This window comes from Bacillus sp. TSO22 (assembly GCF_020223595.1).
In the GTDB taxonomy this organism is placed as follows: domain Bacteria; phylum Bacillota; class Bacilli; order Bacillales; family Bacillaceae; genus Bacillus; species Bacillus inaquosorum.
Genome location: NZ_JAHAWO010000001.1, coordinates 453,481 through 472,965 on the forward strand (window position 1 = coordinate 453,481; position 19,485 = coordinate 472,965).

The following is a 19,485-nucleotide window of genomic DNA, read 5'->3' on the forward strand; positions in this document are numbered from 1 at the left end:
CAATTTGAGTATTTTTTATGTATATCTGCATTTATTATAACACTATTATTATATTTATTAGTGAGGAGTCATGTATGAATACTTCTAAAAGAAGAATGGGATTGTTCTATGTTATAACAGGAGCGACATGTTGGGGAATTGGGGGTACAGTAGCAAAAAAACTTTTTCAAGATGATCAAGTTGATGTAAATTGGCTTGTAACGATACGCTTGCTTACGGCAGGCATTTTACTCTTAATGCTCCAATTGTTCAGAAAGAATCGGTCTCAGGTTATTGAGGTTTGGAAAAACAAAGCGTCAGCTGGTCAGCTTCTAATTTTCGGGTTGTTTGGAATGCTTGCTGTGCAGTACACATATATGGCATCCATTCAACATGGGAATGCTGCTGTTGCTACGTTATTACAATATTTATCCCCAGTAATCGTCATTATCTACTCGGTTTTGCGAAAAAGAACTGTTCTGACCAAACAAGATATCATAACAGTATTGCTTGCGCTGGCGGGGTGCTTTTTTCTGCTAACAAATGGTTCCATTTCTCAACTTTCAGTACCGGAAATTGCAGTAGTATGGGGAGTTTTATCAGGATTCGCGGCAGCTTTTTATACTTTATATGCCGTTGGTTTATTAAATAAATTTGATTCCCTTGTTGTTGTAGGTTGGGCTATGGTTATTGGCGGTTTTGCATTAAGTTTTATTCATCCGCCATGGCAACTGGATTTTAAAAGCTTAACTTCTGAGGCATATGTATATATTTTATTTGTTACGATATTTGGAACAATGATTGCGTTCTGGTTCTTTATAAAAAGTTTGCAAAGCCTTTCACTCAAAGAGACAAGCCTGTTAGGCAGCTTAGAGCCTCTATCAGCAGTAGTAACAACTGTCGTTTGGCTAAAAGAACCATTTGGTTTTTTTCAATGGGTTGGTGCTTTCTGTATTATAGGTATAACTTTAATATTGGCTTTAAATAAAGAGCCTTCTATGCAGAGTGAAAAATCTATATTGAAGATTGGGGAATAATGCAAATAAGTTTCTGTCTATAAAAAGGTCGTCGTGATGTTGGTGTCAAGTCGTAAAAGTTGTTAGCTGCTATTGGGGAGTATTGTTTTTTTAAAATAATTTCGAAGTGATGATAAAAAAGAGAGTAAAAATCATCCACCTCTTTATATCGTAAATAATTTAACCAGATAAATAGGGGAAAAGTCTCCAATGTAAAAGGAACAGTTTATTTTATAGACTGTTAGGCATATGACAAAAATAGGAACACTGTCTGATGAAAGAAGGTAGTTTTCGGTTTAATATAATTAATGCCCAAAAAATGGAGAATCACGATGGGTAAATGTAAATATCTCGAAGGAAAGGTCTCTCTTATTTAAAACTGAAAGGGGAATGATACTCCAAACAACTAATAATTAGAAGAGGAGAGATAGATTAAAAAGGTAAATGACTTAATGGATTCTGTGCTTTATAAATTCTTAAGAGAACTAATGATTAGAATAATAAAAATAAAGAAGACGGAGAATATGAATGTTTAAAAAAACTAGTGTTTTTATATTACTTTCTTTATTAATCATTTCAGCTTTTTCACAGACGGCATCTGCACATACAGTTAACCCTGTGAATCCTAATGCTCAGGCGACAACGAAGGAGTTGATGAATTGGCTGGCTCATTTGCCAAACCGATCTGAAAATCGCATACTGTCAGGTGCATTCGGCGGATTCACAAATGCTTCGTTTTCCATGAAAGAAGCCAACCGAATAAAGACTGCTACAGGCCAGTTACCCGCAATTTATGGTTGTGACTATTCCAGTGGATGGTTGGAGAAGCCATATATTTCTGATATTACTGAGACGATCGACTATAGTTGTAACAGTGACTTAATCTCATATTGGAAAAGTGGTGGAATACCACAGATTAGCTTACATTTAGCTAATCCCGCATCAAGTATTTTTGGGAAAAATGCTTCCCATATCTCAAACAGTGAGTATGAAAAAATCTTAGACTCATCAACTACAGAGGGTAAGCGATTAGAGGCTGTTCTGAGCAAAGTTGCAGATGGTCTCGATCAGTTGAAAAATGAAGGTGTTCCTGTTCTATTCAGGCCTCTTCATGAAATGAATGGAGAATGGTTTTGGTGGGGACTAACCGAATATAACAAAAAAGACAGCCAGCGCTTCTCACTTTACAAACAACTTTATCAAAAAATCTATCATTATATGACTGATACAAGAGGTTTGGACAACCTGATGTGGGTTTACTCACCGGACGCCAATCGAGACTTTAAGACTGACTTTTATCCTGGATCTTCATATGTTGATATTGTTGGATTAGATGCGTATTTCTCAGACAATTTTACAATTCAAGGATATGATGAGTTAACAGCTCTTAATAAGCCATTTGCATTCACAGAAATCGGTACGCAAAAACAAGATGGTAATTTGGATTATTCTGCTTTTCTTAATACAGTCAAACAAAAATATCCGAAAACCGTTTACTTTCTAACTTGGGATGAAGTTCACAGCCCTTCGGTTAATAAAGGTGGTTCTAGTTTTTATAGTGATAGTTGGACACTCAATAAGGGAGAAATGTGGGAAGGAAGTTCACTTACACCAATAGTTGAATAAATAGAACTAAAAGCACCATGAAGATACAACTGTTTCTTCATGGTGCTTTTTTGAAAAACTTGTGAAATTTTATCGAGAAGCTTAATCATCAATGGAAAAATGAAGGAGCAGACCATGAGTTTCCTCTTTTTTCTGTGTGTATAAAATTTGGATAATAGTGTGCGAAATCCGCATGCTTAAAAGTTTTACATTGTATTATAGGAAAGCAGAGATGTGACTTCTCATTTATATGTAAGAAGCAGGGGAAAAATCTCTTCAAGACATACTCATATTTTTATGCTCAACAATAGTCTTAAGTAGGCTGCGCATCGAATTTGTCAGGTAAGCATCTTTGTGCCGTATAAAGACTGTTGAGATACAACTATATTTCTCAGGTAATGGGTGGCAATAAACCTTACCTGCGGTAGAAAGATGCCTAACAGCAGATTCCGGTACGACTGTTATGCCAAGACCGAGTGCAACACTATTTAAAATTGTCTCTAGAATGTTAAATTCCAAAATTCTGTTTGGAAGTAAGCCTTCATCCTGAAGCCAATGTTCCAACCTAGAACGATACCCGCATCCTCGATTAGAAACAAGAATGGGCGTTGTTAAAAAATCCTCTATATTAAACGTTTTGTTAGTCGTTACTAGTGTAAGCTTTTCGGTATAGACATCATATTGTTCAAGAATTGAATGTTTAATAGGCCCTGATATAAAAGCCCCGTCTAATTCCTGATTTGTTACCTTTTTAATAAGTTCCTCTGTTAAACCAGCCTGCAATGATAAATCCACGTTAGGATACTTTTTATAATAAGAGGCTAAGATGGTCGGTAGTATCCTCACTGTTTCTACTGTACCAATTTTTAATATTCCGGATGGTACATCACTATCAAGAAAGGCTTGTTTCAATTCTTCAACATCTTTCAAAATTTTGTTAACGTGTTCAATCATTTTTCGGCCCTCTGGGCTTAATGACACCCCTTTTTTATGGCGATTGAAAAGAGGTGTTTTGAGCTCATTCTCTAATTGCTTAATCCGTGCCGTTACATTAGATTGTACATAACTTAATTCCTTTGCAGCACCGGTTATACTTTTGTGATGTACAACGCTTTTGAAAATTTGTAAGTCTCGCAGTTCCATTTAGATCCCTCCTTCATTAAAGTATCATTATAAATGATGTTTTTCATCATTTTTGTTCATTTTACATGATGTATTCTTCTTTTTATAATTCTCATTGTAATGATAAAGAAAAGGAGGGGAATTCAATGAAAAAAGGTCAATTATTCATTGGTGTCCTCACATGTTTAGTAGCAAGTATGTCTTGGGGCGCAATGTTTCCAGTTGCAGATCATGCATTAGAATATGTTGATCCATTTTATTTTTCATTTATTCGCTACGGTGTGGTAGCAGTTATCTTAGTGTTTTTATTATTGGCGAGGGAAGGGAAGAAATCATTTCGTTTAGAGGGTAAAGCAAAATTGCTCATTTTATTTGGGGTGATGGCGTTTACGATATACAACGTTCTTATTTTTTTAGGTCAAAGGTTGATGGGGAAGTCTGGAATTATGACTGCGTCTATTGCGGAGGCACTCATGCCGATGCTTTCAATTGTTATTCTATGGGGATATAAACATGTGAAACCCAAAAAATATACAATTATAAGTATGTTGATTGCCTTTTTTGGAGCTTCGTTCGTTATTACGAAAGGTAATATGAACTTCTTTTTTTCATTGGGAGATAATCTATTCCCATTAACTTTTATATTGATTGGTGTTTTAGGGTGGGTAGTCTACACAATGGGAGGACAGATATTTCGAGAATGGTCTACACTTCGCTATTCAACTTTGACATGTTTATTCGGTACAGCTATAACAGGAGTCATTACAGCTATACTTACTGCGCAAGGATATGTGTCTATACCGAGTATAGAAGTGATTGCAGAAATTAAGTATGATTTTTTATTTATGATTACTTTACCAGGTATCATAGCTCTCCTTAGTTGGAACTATGGTATTAAAATCTTATCACCCATTAATGGGATTTTATTTATTAACTTTGTCCCCATTACTACATTGTTAATCATGATGATACAAGGATATAAAATAACTACTTTTGATGTAATAGGAACACTGTTTGTAATTACTGCACTTATTCTAAATAACATATATCAGCGTAAAGAAAGTTATAAGCAGGTTTTAAAAAATGAACAAACACATCTGACTATCTCTTAGACGTTGGAGGATAAGGTATGCTTGAAGGTTTATTGTTTTTCATTTCAGCCGGAATTGTCTGTGAACTTGCGGCAATTAATCGAAATGGCCGCAAAAATATAAAGCAACAGGAGGAATTGATTCAAGTTCTAAAAGAATTCCTTAACAAAGACATCAAATCCAAATAAGTTGAGGTTTGTTATTAGGCTAAAACAGTGCTCATTTTGTGTCCAAAATAGATATAAAATGATGCAAATGAGTGTAATGCATGACCTAAAATGCTTGAAATAACAGGATTTTTTAACTGAAGATATACTTTCATTTAATGAAGGGCTCGAATTAATTGAAAAAGATACCAACCTATTTTGGTATCTTTTTTTGCTTTGAAATTAATAATTTTTTCTAAGGTATGCATAACTTAGTCTAAAAGCCCTTATGAATTGAATAATTTTACTCTCTTGACAATCTATTGTTTTTTACCGCTGTGTTTTGTATTTAACATTAAAATCATCTAAATATTAAAATGGACGCATTCTATTGACGTTTGAGAAAAAGTTCAAATATAGTCAGAAAACTGTTTTGGATTATTTTTAAATGTAATGTAGCTTAAAATAGATAAAACATTATAGGTTGAAAATATATGATTTAAAAATCAAAGAGGAGAAGGAACGTGGAAAAAAGAGACTGGATCATTTTAAAAACTGTTTATGAAGAAAAAAATATTACAAAGGCAGCAGAACGGTTATTTATTGCACAGCCAACTTTAACGTACCGCCTTCAGCAAATTGAAAAAGAATTTAATATTAAAATTTTAAATAGAGGCAGAAGAGGTGTGGAATTCACGCAGCAAGGAGAATATCTTGTTACCTATGCAAAAGACATGCTAAGACAATTAAAAATAATGGAAGAGAACTTATGGAATATAGGGGACCATATTCACGGAACCATTCGTTTATGTGTATCCACGAGCTTTTGCTTTATATAAGCTGCCGCATATCGTAAAACAATTTACTGATATACATCCATTTGCGCAATTTTCCATCAAAACTGCATTAAACTTGGAGGTCATTAAAGCAGTTTATAAGCAAGATGCACATATTGGTTTTGTCAGAGGAGAACATCATTGGAGCAACGAAAAGAAAATGATCAGTCAGGAGACCATGTGTATTATTTCTAAAGAAGAGATAGAGTTTCATCAAATTCAAAGGCAAAACAGAATTACTTATAATACGGATCCAGCATTAAACATGGTGATCGATAATTGGTGGAATCAACATTTTAATAAACCTTCGAATGTCTTAGTTCATACCGATAATATGGAAGTGGCAAAAAAATTGGTTATGAAAGGTATTGGATACGCAATTGTTCCGAGTACCGTTTTAGAAGGTTGTGACTCACTGCACACAATCGTTTTAAAAGATAAAGAAGGCAACCCTTTAATGTGGCGGACTTGGATGCTCTATCTAAAAACAATTTAAATTTATCTATGGTAAATGAGTTTGTTATTCAAGTTGAAAGGTTTTCAAATATAGATTCTGTATAAATAATGGATATCTAAAGCCTCGGCAATCCGTTCAAAATTAATTTGTTCTGGTTCTGTAATATCAATCTTCCTGTATAAGTTTTCAATCCAATCCTCTAAATGACTGTTTGTATACCTCAAGATGAAAAACCTCCTTAAAGACGACAATCTAAAAATTGGATTCGTTAAATATTATAGGGAAAGCAAGACTTTTTTCATAGGAAAATGCGTCTAAGGAGATGGAAGATGAATCCGTTTAATAATGACTGTTTTCGTAAGTATTATGATTTTAACACGCATCTGGATTTCTCTAGAAAAGTAAAGGTCTTTAGGGATTTATGTCAAAATAATAGTAAGTACCTTATGCAACAAACAGGGAGTTTGGTTGCTTAATAAAGAGGGGGAAGTATGAAAAAAAATATTCACATATTGGGAGCCTCTGGTGTCGGAACTTCAACATTGGGTGCTGCATTGTCAAAGTGTTTGCCTCATACGCATCTTGATACTGATAATTACTATTGGTTAGATAAATTCACTAAAAAAAGAGAAATTCCTGAAAGAAGAAAGTTGCTTGAAAAAGACTTAACAATAAATGAGAAATGGATTCTTTCTGGTGCAGTGTGTGGCTGGGACGATAATCTAAAAAGTTATTTTGACCTTGTCGTCTTCTTATGGATTCCACAGGAAATACGGCTTGAGAGATTAAGGCATAGGGAATTTCAGCGTTATGGAAATGAAGTGTTAGCCGGTGGCAGTAAATATGAACAATCAAAAGCATTTTTAGAGTGGGCTTCTTTATATGATAATGCTGGAATGGAAGTTAGAAGTAAAGCTTTGCATGAACATTGGATGGAAGATTTATCTTGTCCAGTGTTAAAAATTGAAGGCGATTGCTCAGTCAATGAAAGAGTTGACCGTGTCTTGGATTTTTTGAATTCTAATTAAACTAACGGCTAGTGATTGAAAAAGAAGAACACGCAGCAGATTCGCTTGCTCTTGTTGGGGGCAAGTGTTGACAACCCTATTACTGGTTTAATTAAAGAAGGAGTATAAAACCTGTATCAAAGATGTTACTAGATATCTACGACACAGGTTTTATATTTAGGTAACTAATATTCTTATATTTAACTTTGCATTTTTTTATTCTGCAATAGTTGATTCTATTTCTGTTTTCAATTTTTCAAACCACTCTAAATTAACCAAGTGATGCGAACGGGAATTTTCGTTCATACGGCGAAAGTAATTGATTGTGCCGGGAGTTTCTTGAGTGATGGACAGATATTCATCAAGGAGCTCGATTCGAGTTTTAGTCTGATCGATTTGTGATTGGATCAGATCCAGTAATTTATTTTTGTCGAATTCATCGGCAAAGAGTAACGCCCCATAAAATTGCAGGTTCACATATTCCGATTTGGTGCCGTATTTGATCATTAATTTTTCGAATTCTGCCCTTCCCGATTCTGTGACTTTAAAGTTACGGATTTCACGCCCACTGGTTGAGGGTTTCTGCTGAATCTGTTCAATAAAACACTTTTCTTCAAGTTGCTGCAGATTGTAATAAAATGAACCTTTCGTGAAGTTAACAATGTATTTGTAATGACGTTTTTCCATTAAGGCCAAAAGTTCATAGCCGTGAGCTCCGGGGTTTTGGATTAGCAAGCCAAGGATAAGTAAGGGAATTATGGTTTCATCACCTTCGCCATCCGCGCCTCAAATTCCGCGTACGTGATTTTACCCGAAGCCAAATCCATACTATGAAGGTAAATCTGTTCTGTTTTAGAATAGTCACCATTCACTTTCAGTGATTGCTCCTCTCCCGAAATGGGTTTCAGGATATGGTGCTTTTTGGAAAAAGCCTCGAAATAGCGGTAACCGAATTTGCGTTGTGAAGCTGCGTCTAAATGAATGCCATCAGGATTCGCAGTCAAACCTGCTGCAGTAACAAAATAACAATTCTGTTGTTCATTAGCAAAACGCAGCAATTGTTCATTAACCTGTCGAAATTCAGTCGCGTGCTGTCCAAAACCGGTCTTCCCAAGAAAGTCACCAAGCCCTCCAATAATCAACGGTACCTCATCAAGTTTCAATTCGTTTCTTAGCGTCTCGATGATAAGGGTTAATTTCTCGTAATAAGTTTCATGTAGCGAACGATAACTGTCACTCTCACCCTGGTGCCAAAGGATTCCACAAATTTGGCTGGACCGGAGGGCGAAGCGGGCTTCGGACAAAGCATGCTGAAAAAGGATGCCTTCCGGATGCCAGTCATTCAATGAACTGCCACCTTCCGCACAAGGGATCAAGCCAATTTCTTCATCGGGATGAGCTTTCGACCATGCATCTGCAAAAGATGCCGCCAGGCCAACGCCGGAAACCGGACGGTCGTAATTAATCGGCTCTGTCATCATCTGCCACTGTCCATTGCGCAGCATTTTTATTTTTTCATTATAGATAGGGTCTACTTCATTCAAAAATCCACGGCCCGCCATATTCGACTGCCCCAACATTAAAAAAGACTTTATCATCTAATTTTCACTTCTTTACATCAATATTTTGGTCTAATTAGACTATAGTCAATTCAGTTTGTCTTGTAAAGCTTTAACAAGGTTTTATTTTTTTATTAGTATGTATGAAAAACAAACTAGCATTGAAAACTTGGTGGATGTATTTGAGAAATAGCAAGTTCTTTTGCTTTTTCTTATTCAACTATCGGGGGCGGGGGCTTTAGTTCAATAACGATCTTCCCCAATCGGGCGCGATTATTGAACAAGAACTAAAGGAGTTATACATATTAGTCATGTAAAAAATGTATAACTCCTTATTTTTTATGACTTTTTTTGATTTAGGTCTTGATAAATAATGAAAATATAAATGAGAAAAACAACAAAAACCCTTGTCTTGTAAGGGTTTCTAAGGGGTTCAAAAATCACATTATAAATGAGGATATGATTGAAATATAAATGAGAATCTAAATCTTATTAGTAAACAGAATTAAACATAATAAACAGAAATAAATAATAAACAAACGGCGTTTATTTATCTGATTTCCGTCTTTCTTTTAATTGCTCCGTTATAATCTCCAAAGCAGCCTGTAAGATCTCATCTGTTACCTCACCGTCTTTTGCTGCAAGGAAAGTTTCAGGATCGTTTAATACTTTTTTCGCTTGATCTTGGAATTCTTTTTCATTGCTTTCTCCTTTAAGAAGATAATCCAAAGAAACATCAAGTATGTTTGAAATATTAATTAAGGTTTTATAGTCAGGCTCACGACTACCTAGTTCATATCGGCTTTTTCGGCTGTCCAAGCATATATTATAAATTCCGCTGTGTTTAAGTGCGAAGCTTGTAACAGGTTTAAATGAAAGCCTGATATCTAATGACTCGGCAATACGTTCAAAATTAATTTGTTCAGGCTCTGTAATATCAATCTTCCTGTATAAGTTTTCAATCCAATCCTCTAAATGACTGTTTGTATACCTCAAAATGAAAAACCTCCTTAAAGACGATAATCTAAAAATTGGATTCGTTAAATATTATAGGAAAACCACGACTTTTTTCATAGGAAAATGCGTCTAAAGGTGATGGAATATAATAAAAGAGAGCCCACTGCCGTACTTAAAGAGCTGCACCATTGAGTGTAAAGCATTGCTAATCCTTTTTTTGCTGGTGTAATTATTTGTAAAGTATTAAAATTGCAAGTGAAAGGGGCATGTAAACCAAATGGACTTCAAAGGAGTTTAATCATGAAAATGAATGAAAAGATGAAAGAGGTTCAAAGAAAATATAGAGAAGAGATAAAAAAAAAGAAACAAGAGCATGAAGATGATAAAAATTATATTAAAGAAACAATTATTGTCGTAACGATAATTGTATTGTTTATTTTTTTCACTTACACCTTACAAGGTTTTTAACAAGAAGATCCCTTTTTCCTCACAATAAACGCTCTTTTTTTATATGAGAACATAAATAAAAATATAAATAAGAAAAACAACAAAAACCCTTGTCATGTAAGGGTTTCTATGAGGTTCAAAAATCATTTTTCATAGGAAGTACGTTCAAATGATGGGGGTGTATCCCAAATGAAATGTATTGTTAAACGGAGTTTTCTTGTTGGAGGGGTTTAATATCAATAAAAAATTACTAAAAAGGTTAATGATTGTGCCAATTTTATTCATCTGTTATGTTTTATTTTTAAATCCTGAAGTTATACTTGAAGAGCAATGTCCTAATAAGCCTTATAGTTTAACAATCGTAAAGCACGGGACAGGTATATTCGATAAGAAAATTGTTTTAATATATTACAAGATCAACGGAAAAACAGTAGCTGTTGGGAATTTGGTGTTTTTTGAGAATTTCGGCAGAGATATAGAGGTTACTTGGGATACGAATACCGATGATGGAACTTGGTGGATAGATAAAAGCGTACATTTAACCATGACTTTTGCTAAAAATTTTAAGGGGGATTTAGACAAGAAAGATATTGATTTTGATTATGGTACTGTCCAATAATAATGAATCAGTTTATTTAAAATAGGAATATACACTAAAAGAACCGCAAGTCGCGGTTCTTTTATGTTCAGGTTCAAACTGATTTAGGAGCGATTTTTTCTTTCCTTAGAAATACCATGATTCCAGGGATGGTCATAAGTATAGCTGGTATTAAGTAGAACTCAATGTATATAAGTCCTCCAATCCCTGAAATAAAAAGTAAAACACTGCTCAACTTTGGTTTGAATAAGACAACAATTGAAGCGGTAAAACCAACGCAGTCTCTTCATTGGTTGTTAAAGCAAATACACTTGGCGAGACTGAATGGGTTCATTTAACTAAACGCTATTTCCGTTTCAGATACGCAAATGGTAACCTGCAGCAATCTGAATTTTTACTATACCAGTCATTGGGCGCAGGTGAAGAGGATATAAACATTAACCACACTGTTCCTATTAAAGCAGTTGCTCCGTTCTCAGTCCAGTTAGATAAAAGTGGGTTAACTAATGATGGTCGTTTAAAAGTTCAAACTGAAGGCCTGAATCTTAGCTCATTAGACACTCAAGCAAAAACAATGGATATTGTCTTTCACGATAAAACAGAAACCATAGGTGAGGGTAACCAATTCACCGTTGGATCATTCAAAACGTTACTCATTGAGGTTTATGGAACGGCTGAGACAAGTGAGTTGGTGTTCTGGGGTAAATCCTTATCGGGAACAAAAAGAGCCCTTAAAGGGCAGAAAGTAGATGACGGAACATTTGCCACTAGCACAAAAGGGAAATCAGAAGCTTGGACTTTTAACATTACTGGTTTTAAAGAAATTGTTATGGAGCTAACAGCTTTAACAAATGGTAACTTTTCAGTTAGAGGGACGGCCGTCTCATAAGATCCGGCTGTCCCTTTTTATTTGCCTCTGAGGAGGTGATTAGAAATGGAGGAGACAAGTTTGTTTATCAATTTTGAAACATTAGATTTAGCAAGAGTATATTTATTTGGAGGGGTGAAGTACCTTGATTTACTTCTAGTACTTAGCATAATTGACGTTTTAACAGGAGTAATTAAGGCATGGAAATTCAAAAAACTGCGAAGCCGGAGCGCATGGTTTGGCTATGTCCGCAAGCTACCAATTTCTTTGCAGTCATTTTAGCAAACGTTGTTGATACAGTCCTCAATTTGAACGGTGTCCTAACCTTTGGTACCGTTCTTTTTTATATCGCTAATGAAGGTTTGTCAATAACTGAAAACTTAGTACAGATCGGTGTATAATCCCTTCAACGATAACAGATCGATTACAAACAATTGAGAACGAAAAAGAACAGAGTAAGAATAACGCAGACAAAGCTGCTGGCTAAGCCAGTGGCTTTTTTTATTATACAGACAGAAGGAGAGAGGGTATATGGCCATTAAAGTTGTTAAGAATCTAGTCTCTAAATCGAAATATGGATTGAAATGTCCTAACCCTATGAAAGCTGAATACATCACTATTCACAACACTGCGAATGATGCTTCAGCAGCCAATGAAATTTCATATATGAAGAATAACTCTAGCTCAACGAGCTTTCACTTTGCAGTAGACGATAAGTAAGTCATTCAAGGTATTCCAACGAATCGTAATGCTTGGCACACAGGAGATGGAACAAACGGTACAGGGAATCGTAAGTCGATTGGTGTCGAAATTTGTTATAGCAAGTCTGGAGGCGCACGATATAAGGCAGCGGAAAAACTCGCTATTAAGTTTGTGGCGCAGCTACTTAAAGAACGCGGCTGGGGCATTGATCGTGTCCGCAAGCATCAAGACGGGAACGGGAAGTACTGCCCACATCGTATTTTGTCAGAGACCAGGTGGAATGCGGTAAAAGCTGCAATTGAAAAAGAACTAAAGGCCTTGGGAGGGAAGACTAATAGTTCTTCAAGTAGCTCTTCAGGATCGACTTACACAGTCAAAAAAGGCGATACTCTTTCCGGAATTGCAAAGTCGGAAGGGGTAAGTGTGGCAAACCTCCAGAGCTGGAATAACATTAAGGATCCAAATAAAATCACAGTTGGCCAAAAGTTGAAACTGAAAGGCTCAAATTCTTCCAGCACTAAAACAAGCAGTAAAAAATCATCATACTCCTTGCCTTCTGGTGTCTTTAAAGTGACAAGCCCAATGATGAAAGGCTCGTCTGTTACAGAGATTCAGAAAGCGCTGGCAGCTCTATACTTCTACCCGGATAAAGGGGCAAAGAATAACGGTATAGATGGTGTTTATGGACCGAAAACAGCAAATCCGGTTGAACGGTTCCAGTCAGTAAATGGTCTGAAAGCGGACGGTATTTATGGACCTATGACGAGAGCGAAAATTGAATCTCTCTTGAAATAATTAAGAGGAAGAATAGGGCGGCAAAATACCATTTATACCTGTCTCCTTTTTCTTTATATGTCACTCCTGCTTGTATATTATGTTCTAAGTAGGAGGTGATTATTTTTTATATCTCCAATGCTATTACACTCCATAAAATAACCTTTTGACAATGAGAACTACATTACGAAGCCTAGGTATATTTGAAAACTTGTGTGTACGTTATTAATAAAATAATTCCTCACCAGTACCATGAGTTATTATATAAAAATCATTTGTACATAAATGTCATATCTATATAAATAGCCTAAGTGAGCAGTTATTTTATACAGTTTATTTTAATAAGAATCCCATGAGGCTTATTAGACCCAAGCCGCACGACCTACGAGTTAAAGCCTTGTTTGCTACTGTAGGCTCTTTTGTTATTCAATTAACGGGGCATGTTTGTGCAAGAAGCTTAGGATGGCAAAAATCGCACAAATAGTACACTATCTGGTCTGCTTTCTACTCTGAAACCTCACTCCAGATAATAGTCAACAAAACTAATAAAATGCGTATTAAATGATCTTTTGTAACCGTATTTAAAAGGACAACAAGTACAATTTTTAAAATTTGATTATCTTTACTTTGGATGATCACTAGAATGTCTAATAACGAAATAACAGTCCCAATAATATAATCCTCATATTGGTTATCTTTCATGATTTTTCCTCCATTTTTTATAAAGTATTACTTTACTGTTAAAATGGTGCGTGGATTTGTACAAAGTAATTTTTTTGCACAGTTCGAAACAAAAGCATTTAGGTGAAAATGATTGTTGAATAAGCGGGCGCACTGAGACGGCACAAACGGCACAGGGAACCGTAAGTCGATTGGTGTAAGAGGAACATGGAATTAAGTTAAAGCTACCATTGAAAAAGAATTAAAGGCGTAAGGTGGGAAAACAAGCTCAAGTAAAACAAGTGCAAGTGCAGCTAAAAAGAAAACAACAAACTCAAGCAGCAAAAAAACGTCTTACGCGCTGCCTGCTGGCGTCTATTAAAGTGACAAGCCCGATGCGAAAAGGAGACGACGTAAGGCAGATTCAGAAAGCGTTGGTGGCTCTTTATTTTTACCCAGACAAAGGGGCGAAGAATAACGGCATTGACGGTGTATATGGTCCGAAAACAGCAGATGCAGTTAGACGATTTCAGCTGATGAATGGTTTAAAAGCAGATGGCATTTATGGTCCTAAGACTAAAGCGAAAATTGAAGCGAAATTGAAGTAATATAAAAAGGCCCTCTCATAAAATGGGGGCCTTTCAGTGTTTCTTTTAAATAGCTTCTTTTAGTTGTTCTATTACACTTTTCAACCATTCTATAGGTGGTAATCCAATTGTCGGGAAATATATTTCTGCATTACACTTTATAATGTCTTCCTTTTCTTCTTTAGTTAGATCGCTATTTAGAAACTCTTCGCAGTACTTTACTGTAAATAGCAAACCTTCTTTACTAATTTCCTCAATAAATTCATCTAATGCGTGTTCAGGGGATCGGATATCTTGATGAAATGTTGCACCTAAAAAATTTTCTAATTCGTCTAAGAAATCATAACTTTCATCCATGATACTTCCTCTCTTTCTATTTGGTTGGATATCCTGTAAGAATAAAGTTACCGTTGTTATCTTTTTTGAGTATAATTTTTGCGTTTGTAACGTTTTCTACTAGTTCTGAATTTCTTGATACACTTCTGCCGATTATTTCTCCATCGCCCTTGTATCTTAACATTAATTTAGGTTTTTTAGGATCATCAATCCAATTTTCGATTTTCTTTATATTTTTTGGATCGTTTAAAACTGAATTAGCAATTCTCTCAGCCGTAGCCCTATCTTTAAAAGTAGATGAAGCTGTAATATGTGGGTTAGGATCAGTTCTCAGTCTTTCTATTAATTCTTCGTCTGTTTTCCCAACATGTCTTTCTATAAGATGCCCGCCTTTTGCCTCATGAGCAGCTAATCCTCCACCAGGTGCGAGAGGGGTACTATCACCTTGCTTGACATTACCTATACCCATGTTGTTAGAAGTCTCAGATTTTCTAAGTACACTCTCTTTTTTATCTTCAATAATACTTTTTAGTAGAGGAGTGTTTTTTGAGTTATACGTATTATCGATGTCTTGGGCAATCCCGACAAGTGCAAGATCATTCTTATTTCTCACAATAGAATTGATGTAAGCTTTGCCTTTGTTTATCCCTTTATTGACATGAGCAGCAGCTGTTCCACCTTCAACCACTTTACCTACTTTAGAAAGCTTAGTAGTGGTTTGCACTGCAGCACCTGCACCTTTTGGACCAACGATATTACCGACCGCATAACTGATATAATGTGCTCTTGTATATGCATCGCCATTTATCATTTTATCATTCCATGAATCGACGATGTTTGTCCAAATTATTTTAGGGTAGGAGGGGACACTTAAGACTGTTGTAATTGTTTTTGCAAGTTTTAGTTCCATAGGAAGCTGTGAAAATTCCCATGCGCCTACAACCAAGTCCTTGATGCCATATATCGTATCATCAATCGCATCGTTAAGCCCATCATTAACCCCATCGATGATATCCAATGCCGTTTTACCTGCATTGATTACACTTTCACCGACGGACTTCAGCTGTTTTGCTTGTTCTAGCTGCACCACATACTGTAACTGTGCAGGTTCAAGGTTCTCATATCCGATTTTCTTCGCAATTTCTAAATACTCATCCGGATCTGAGACACCATTCGCAAGCTTTTTCTTTAAGTCTTTTATCTCTCGTTCCTTCGCTTCTTCTTTCTTAATCTTCAAATAGGCTTCAGTCTGTTTCTCAATATCACCTTTTTTCTTATGTATATCACTCTCACGGTACGCCTTAGCGTTGTAGTGGATGGGCGTAGCATTTTTGCCTTTGCCCGTTGCTTCTTGGAGCTTTTGGAAATCTGACTTGATGAATTGTTCATTTGGTTCTGATAGGGCATATTCTGTCAGTAAATCTTCGTCAAGGTCACCTAGTTTTTCAATTGTTTTTTTGCGTTTGTCATTGGCATCCGCAAGCTCATCCTTGAAGGTTTCTGTTGAAAACAGGTCGAGCGGGAGGATGTCGTCAATATCGTTAAGGATATCTTTCATGGCCTTTTTCTGTTCAGACATGATGGACTTTGATTTTTTATGGGCGTTAGCCAGTTCATGTTCTAAAAAAGACTCTTCAATATAAGCATCAGAGAGACCTTTGTCCTCTACAGCTCCGGCAATGCTATTAAAAAATGCGATTTTCATATCAATGTAGTCGATCCATTGATCAGTGACACCAACATGATCGTGATAGAATGCTTTAATGTTATTAGCACCTTTACCTGAGAATTCGCTGTCGTCCAGTTCAGCGACGCTTTGTAAAGCTTTTCTCAAGTTGACCATTTGCGTCCTTAGATCTTTATATTCTTTGGCGCGGTCTGTAGCTTCAGACATAAGTGATTTAGCTTCAAAGACTTTCATAATCATACCCTCTCATTTAATCGTATAACAAAATATTACCATGGAAGAATGATGAAACTAACTGTTATGTGGATCAAATGGTGGAAATGAATCATTCGATCTGTGTCTTTTGATCTAGTTTTTGGGGTTTGACCAGCTTTTGTGAAATGCTTTTCATGGCTAAAATAAGAAAAAGCCGTTATTAAAACGGCTAAAGGGAATTACAACTAATGTTGTTTATCGAATCAAACAAGGAATTCATGAGTAGGTGCGGGAGTTACATTCCGGGATGCTTCCTCCATTTCGCCTTAGACATAGATCCGAAAAAGGCAAGTCCGATTAAAACGGCGGATAAATGATAAACAATTTAGATATTTGCTTTTTAGTATATACACTATCTTTTTGGAAGGATAGTCCTACTGCTGTTCGGTCTGCGCATATCATGTTGCATCTTTTATGATGAAAACATTTTCAGAATGTTTGTGAATAGTATTATACTATAAGTAATTCTTTAATGAGGATTATCACAGTAAGGTGCAACAGATAAAATGCGTGAATAGCCAATTTTATAAAAGTACTTGAATAACCTTCTTTACCGTTATAAAGAACGGGAAAACGAAAAATTGATAGTCATATAGAAACAACCTGGTAAAACAAGTCCGGTGCACCTAAATTGGTCAGTTAAAGGAACAAGCTGAACAAGATATAAGTGATAATTTTTTGGCCTTTGATTTATCTTAGAAGTAGAATTCATTATATCGGTGATTAAAAAGGTAAAGGAGATGTTCTAACATGAATAGTATGAAGTACATATTGTTTTTCCTGGTCTCTTTAATTTTACAAGCTATTTTGTTTTTTGGAATAAAAAGAGATTCTGGGATTACTATACTCGACATGTTAGTTATGTCCTTGTTATTCAGTTTATTTATGTTTTTAATTGATAGAGTCCTTACAAAAAAGCAGGCATAATGCCTGCTTTTTTATTATGAACGAACCGAATAAAAAGTTTGCGGTTTTTTTGCGGTTCAAACACTTTTTGGAAATGTTAGAATATTACATAAAAAGACATAAAAGGAGGGGTCCTGTGAATCCGGTTTTATCATCGTCAGAAGTTGGCGTAAAGATCAATGAATGGTATAAAATGATACGTCAATTTAGTGTCCCGGATGCAGAGATTTTAAAGGCAGAGGTGGAGCAAGAAATCCAACGGATGGAGGAAGATGAGTATTTACTCATTTACTTCTCCCTAATGAAATTCCGTCATCAACTCATGTTAGATTATTTGGAACCCGTAACAACACGCATAAGACCAACTATTGACGAACTTCTTGAAAAAATTGAGACTTCAAATAAAGGCATATCTGGTCTTTTGTCGTATTATTCTCTGTTTTTCAGAGGGATGTACGAGTTTGATAAGAAGCAATACATGAAAGCTATCTACTATTATAGAGAAGCCGAAAAGCAGCTTATACATGTCCCTGATGAGATCGAAAGGGCAGAGTTTCATTTTAAGTTAGCTGAAGCATATTATGGTATGAAGCAAAGTCATGTGTCTATGCATCACGTTAAACAAGCATTGGATATTTATAATCAATATGAACTTTATAAGGTGCGGAAAGTTCAATGTATGTTTGTTATTTCAGGGAATTATATAGATTTTAAACGTTATGAAAAAAGTCAGCCGCATCTTGAAAAAGCATTAGAGTTATCTAGGGAATTGAATAACAAGAGGTTGATTAGTTCTGCGTTATATAATTTAGGCACAAATTTTGCTGACAGTGGCGATTACGAGCAAGCGGAAGTATTCATGAAGCAAGCTGTGGAGATAACAGAAAAAGAAAAGCTCACAAACTTGCCACATTCTTTATTTTCTTATGCAAAAATCCTTTTTAAACAAGGAAAAATGAATGAAGCTATCCAAGTAAGTAAGAAAGGTTTGTCAGCAGCTCTTTATCAAGGTGATGAGCTTTTTGCAAAATTACAGGGTTATTTAAAAGCTCTTTACGTCGATGCGGTGGATCAACATGGAGTTAATCAAACCATAGAATACTTAGAGAAGAATAAGAACTATTCTTATGTTGAAGACATTGCCTGTGAGACCGCAGCTGCTTATGCAAACTCAAAAGAATTTGAAACATCTTATGTTTATCATCAGAAAATGGTTGAAACTCAAACACAAATTCAAAGGGGAGAATGCCTGTATGACTTTTAAAAAGAGGTTAAGCATTATCCTGGGTTTGTCATTTGTTTTAGTATGTGGTTTCGGTACCGACTTTACAGAGAACCAAACTCAAAACACATTTCATATTGCTTCAGATCGTCTTCAAACTTGATAATACTACCCTAAACCTCCTTCATAAATGGAGGTTTTTTTATTTGATATCAACAGAAACAATTGAATCAAATGCGATATAATTAGTATCCCCTTTTAAATACTTGAGGCATAACCTTATTTTTTTGGGAGAGGAAAAGGCAATAGGGCGGCACCGTAATTTAAATTTTCGGTGAGACCGCAATAACTTTTTGTTTCTCAGGGAAAATCTCTCGATGGAGGATTAAGTGCTTTTGGGGATTAGCTCATTATAGTAGATGAAGATAGTGCTTCAAATGGTGGTTTCAAAATTGCTGAAGATCGAGTTGGTGCATAAAAAGGAAGGGGATTAGGCCCTTCCTTTTTACGTTTAATATATTTACTTTATAATAGACAAAGTGTTTGTTTGAACACTAAAGCACTCTTTAGTTGAAGAAGAATTTTCTTTTTAAAAATAGGATGATTATTTATTTCTAAGCAGTTAAAGCATTGCGTTACTGTTCTCTTTGGTCATCATTTATTTATAT

Annotated in this window: 18 protein-coding genes and 7 pseudogenes; 15 read left to right on the plus strand and 10 right to left on the minus strand. The window is 35.6% G+C overall.

Annotated features, from left to right (window positions below; translation table 11 throughout):
- The first annotated feature begins 74 nt into the window (after positions 1-74).
- Positions 75-1,016 carry a DMT family transporter gene (locus KHQ79_RS02360; RefSeq protein ID WP_375294384.1) on the plus strand — a complete coding sequence of 314 codons (942 nt, stop codon included), beginning with the start codon at positions 75-77 and terminating at the stop codon, positions 1,014-1,016.
- A 507-nt stretch (positions 1,017-1,523) separates the two neighbouring features.
- The gene (locus tag KHQ79_RS02365) at positions 1,524-2,621 is read left to right on the plus strand and encodes a glycosyl hydrolase (RefSeq protein ID WP_225514149.1); all 1,098 of its coding nucleotides are present in this window, start codon (positions 1,524-1,526) and stop codon (positions 2,619-2,621) included.
- A 255-nt stretch (positions 2,622-2,876) separates the two neighbouring features.
- Here the strand turns inward: KHQ79_RS02365 and KHQ79_RS02370 are convergent, their stop codons facing one another.
- On the minus strand, positions 2,877-3,743 hold the full coding sequence (locus KHQ79_RS02370; protein WP_119914054.1) for a LysR family transcriptional regulator: 867 nt from the start codon (positions 3,741-3,743) through the stop codon (positions 2,877-2,879).
- A gap of 125 nt (positions 3,744-3,868) precedes the next feature.
- Between KHQ79_RS02370 and KHQ79_RS02375 the strand changes: the two genes are divergently transcribed.
- The 4 genes from KHQ79_RS02375 to KHQ79_RS02390 all read left to right on the plus strand — a co-directional run bounded on the left by KHQ79_RS02375 (position 3,869) and on the right by KHQ79_RS02390 (position 6,291).
- Positions 3,869-4,834, plus strand: coding sequence for a DMT family transporter (locus KHQ79_RS02375; protein WP_003237215.1), 966 nt, complete (start codon positions 3,869-3,871; stop codon positions 4,832-4,834).
- A gap of 17 nt (positions 4,835-4,851) precedes the next feature.
- Positions 4,852-5,001, plus strand: a complete 150-nt coding sequence (locus tag KHQ79_RS02380) for a YrzO family protein (protein WP_119914052.1) — start codon at positions 4,852-4,854, stop codon at positions 4,999-5,001.
- Between the two features lie 482 nt (positions 5,002-5,483).
- Positions 5,484-5,798, plus strand: a complete 315-nt coding sequence (locus KHQ79_RS02385; protein WP_225514150.1) for a LysR family transcriptional regulator — start codon at positions 5,484-5,486, stop codon at positions 5,796-5,798.
- Positions 5,770-6,291 (plus strand): LysR family transcriptional regulator substrate-binding protein, encoded by a 522-nt coding sequence (locus KHQ79_RS02390; RefSeq protein WP_225514151.1) that lies wholly within the window; start codon positions 5,770-5,772, stop codon positions 6,289-6,291. The genes KHQ79_RS02385 and KHQ79_RS02390 overlap by 29 nt, the downstream gene beginning before the upstream one ends.
- Positions 6,292-6,347: 56 nt before the next feature.
- Here KHQ79_RS02390 and KHQ79_RS02395 read toward each other — a convergent pair.
- A pseudogene (locus tag KHQ79_RS02395) lies at positions 6,348-6,476 on the minus strand (ImmA/IrrE family metallo-endopeptidase); the annotation flags it as partial.
- Between the two features lie 267 nt (positions 6,477-6,743).
- Between KHQ79_RS02395 and KHQ79_RS02400 the strand changes: the two are divergent.
- Complete coding sequence (locus KHQ79_RS02400) at positions 6,744-7,280, plus strand: ATP-binding protein (RefSeq protein WP_060399086.1); 537 nt, start codon at positions 6,744-6,746, stop codon at positions 7,278-7,280.
- A 195-nt stretch (positions 7,281-7,475) separates the two neighbouring features.
- Here the strand turns inward: KHQ79_RS02400 and KHQ79_RS02405 are convergent, their stop codons facing one another.
- The 4 genes and pseudogenes from KHQ79_RS02405 to KHQ79_RS02420 all read right to left on the minus strand — a co-directional run.
- Positions 7,476-8,018: a PadR family transcriptional regulator gene (locus KHQ79_RS02405; RefSeq protein ID WP_225514262.1), complete on the minus strand. Its 543-nt coding sequence runs from the start codon at positions 8,016-8,018 to the stop codon at positions 7,476-7,478.
- Positions 8,015-8,857 (minus strand): sialate O-acetylesterase, encoded by an 843-nt coding sequence (locus KHQ79_RS02410; protein WP_014114503.1) that lies wholly within the window; start codon positions 8,855-8,857, stop codon positions 8,015-8,017. The genes KHQ79_RS02405 and KHQ79_RS02410 overlap by 4 nt, the downstream gene beginning before the upstream one ends.
- 507 nt (positions 8,858-9,364) lie before the next feature.
- Positions 9,365-9,616: pseudogene (gene sknR, locus KHQ79_RS02415) on the minus strand (transcriptional regulator SknR); the annotation flags it as partial.
- Positions 9,611-9,814, minus strand: a pseudogene (locus KHQ79_RS02420) (ImmA/IrrE family metallo-endopeptidase); the annotation flags it as partial. The pseudogenes KHQ79_RS02420 and sknR, both read right to left, overlap by 6 nt.
- A 261-nt stretch (positions 9,815-10,075) precedes the next feature.
- On the opposite strand from KHQ79_RS02420, the gene KHQ79_RS02425 reads away from it, so the two are divergent.
- From KHQ79_RS02425 to KHQ79_RS02450, 6 genes and pseudogenes are all read left to right on the plus strand, one after another.
- Positions 10,076-10,243: a hypothetical protein gene (locus KHQ79_RS02425; protein ID WP_225514152.1), complete on the plus strand. Its 168-nt coding sequence runs from the start codon at positions 10,076-10,078 to the stop codon at positions 10,241-10,243.
- 199 nt (positions 10,244-10,442) lie between these two features.
- Positions 10,443-10,841 (plus strand): hypothetical protein, encoded by a 399-nt coding sequence (locus tag KHQ79_RS02430; RefSeq protein WP_225514153.1) that lies wholly within the window; start codon positions 10,443-10,445, stop codon positions 10,839-10,841.
- A 259-nt stretch (positions 10,842-11,100) separates the two neighbouring features.
- Positions 11,101-11,709: pseudogene (locus KHQ79_RS02435) on the plus strand (phage portal protein); the annotation flags it as partial.
- Between the two features lie 45 nt (positions 11,710-11,754).
- Positions 11,755-12,175: pseudogene (locus tag KHQ79_RS02440) on the plus strand (phage holin family protein).
- Positions 12,176-12,219: 44 nt separating this feature from the next.
- Entirely contained in the window at positions 12,220-12,408 is a 189-nt protein-coding gene (locus KHQ79_RS22275) for a hypothetical protein (RefSeq protein ID WP_225514154.1), read from the plus strand.
- 3 nt (positions 12,409-12,411) lie between these two features.
- On the plus strand, positions 12,412-13,185 hold the full coding sequence (locus KHQ79_RS02450; protein ID WP_225514263.1) for a LysM peptidoglycan-binding domain-containing protein: 774 nt from the start codon (positions 12,412-12,414) through the stop codon (positions 13,183-13,185).
- A 483-nt stretch (positions 13,186-13,668) separates the two neighbouring features.
- On the opposite strand, the gene KHQ79_RS02455 is transcribed toward KHQ79_RS02450, so the two are convergent.
- Positions 13,669-13,866: a hypothetical protein gene (locus KHQ79_RS02455; protein ID WP_003237189.1), complete on the minus strand. Its 198-nt coding sequence runs from the start codon at positions 13,864-13,866 to the stop codon at positions 13,669-13,671.
- Between the two features lie 310 nt (positions 13,867-14,176).
- On the opposite strand from KHQ79_RS02455, the pseudogene KHQ79_RS22355 reads away from it, so the two are divergent.
- Positions 14,177-14,432 (plus strand): annotated as a pseudogene (locus KHQ79_RS22355) (peptidoglycan-binding domain-containing protein); the annotation flags it as partial.
- 45 nt (positions 14,433-14,477) lie between these two features.
- Here KHQ79_RS22355 and KHQ79_RS02465 read toward each other — a convergent pair.
- From KHQ79_RS02465 to KHQ79_RS02475, 3 genes and pseudogenes are all read right to left on the minus strand, one after another.
- Positions 14,478-14,768, minus strand: a complete 291-nt coding sequence (locus KHQ79_RS02465; protein WP_003237183.1) for a contact-dependent growth inhibition system immunity protein — start codon at positions 14,766-14,768, stop codon at positions 14,478-14,480.
- Positions 14,769-14,784: 16 nt separating this feature from the next.
- Positions 14,785-16,668 carry a ribonuclease YeeF family protein gene (locus tag KHQ79_RS02470; protein ID WP_225514155.1) on the minus strand — a complete coding sequence of 628 codons (1,884 nt, stop codon included), beginning with the start codon at positions 16,666-16,668 and terminating at the stop codon, positions 14,785-14,787.
- A 224-nt stretch (positions 16,669-16,892) separates the two neighbouring features.
- Positions 16,893-17,022: pseudogene (locus KHQ79_RS02475) on the minus strand (phosphatase RapE inhibitor PhrE).
- Between the two features lie 709 nt (positions 17,023-17,731).
- Between KHQ79_RS02475 and KHQ79_RS02480 the strand changes: the two are divergent.
- On the plus strand, positions 17,732-18,859 hold the full coding sequence (locus tag KHQ79_RS02480) for a Rap family tetratricopeptide repeat protein (RefSeq protein ID WP_003237178.1): 1,128 nt from the start codon (positions 17,732-17,734) through the stop codon (positions 18,857-18,859).
- The last annotated feature ends 626 nt before the right edge of the window (positions 18,860-19,485 follow it).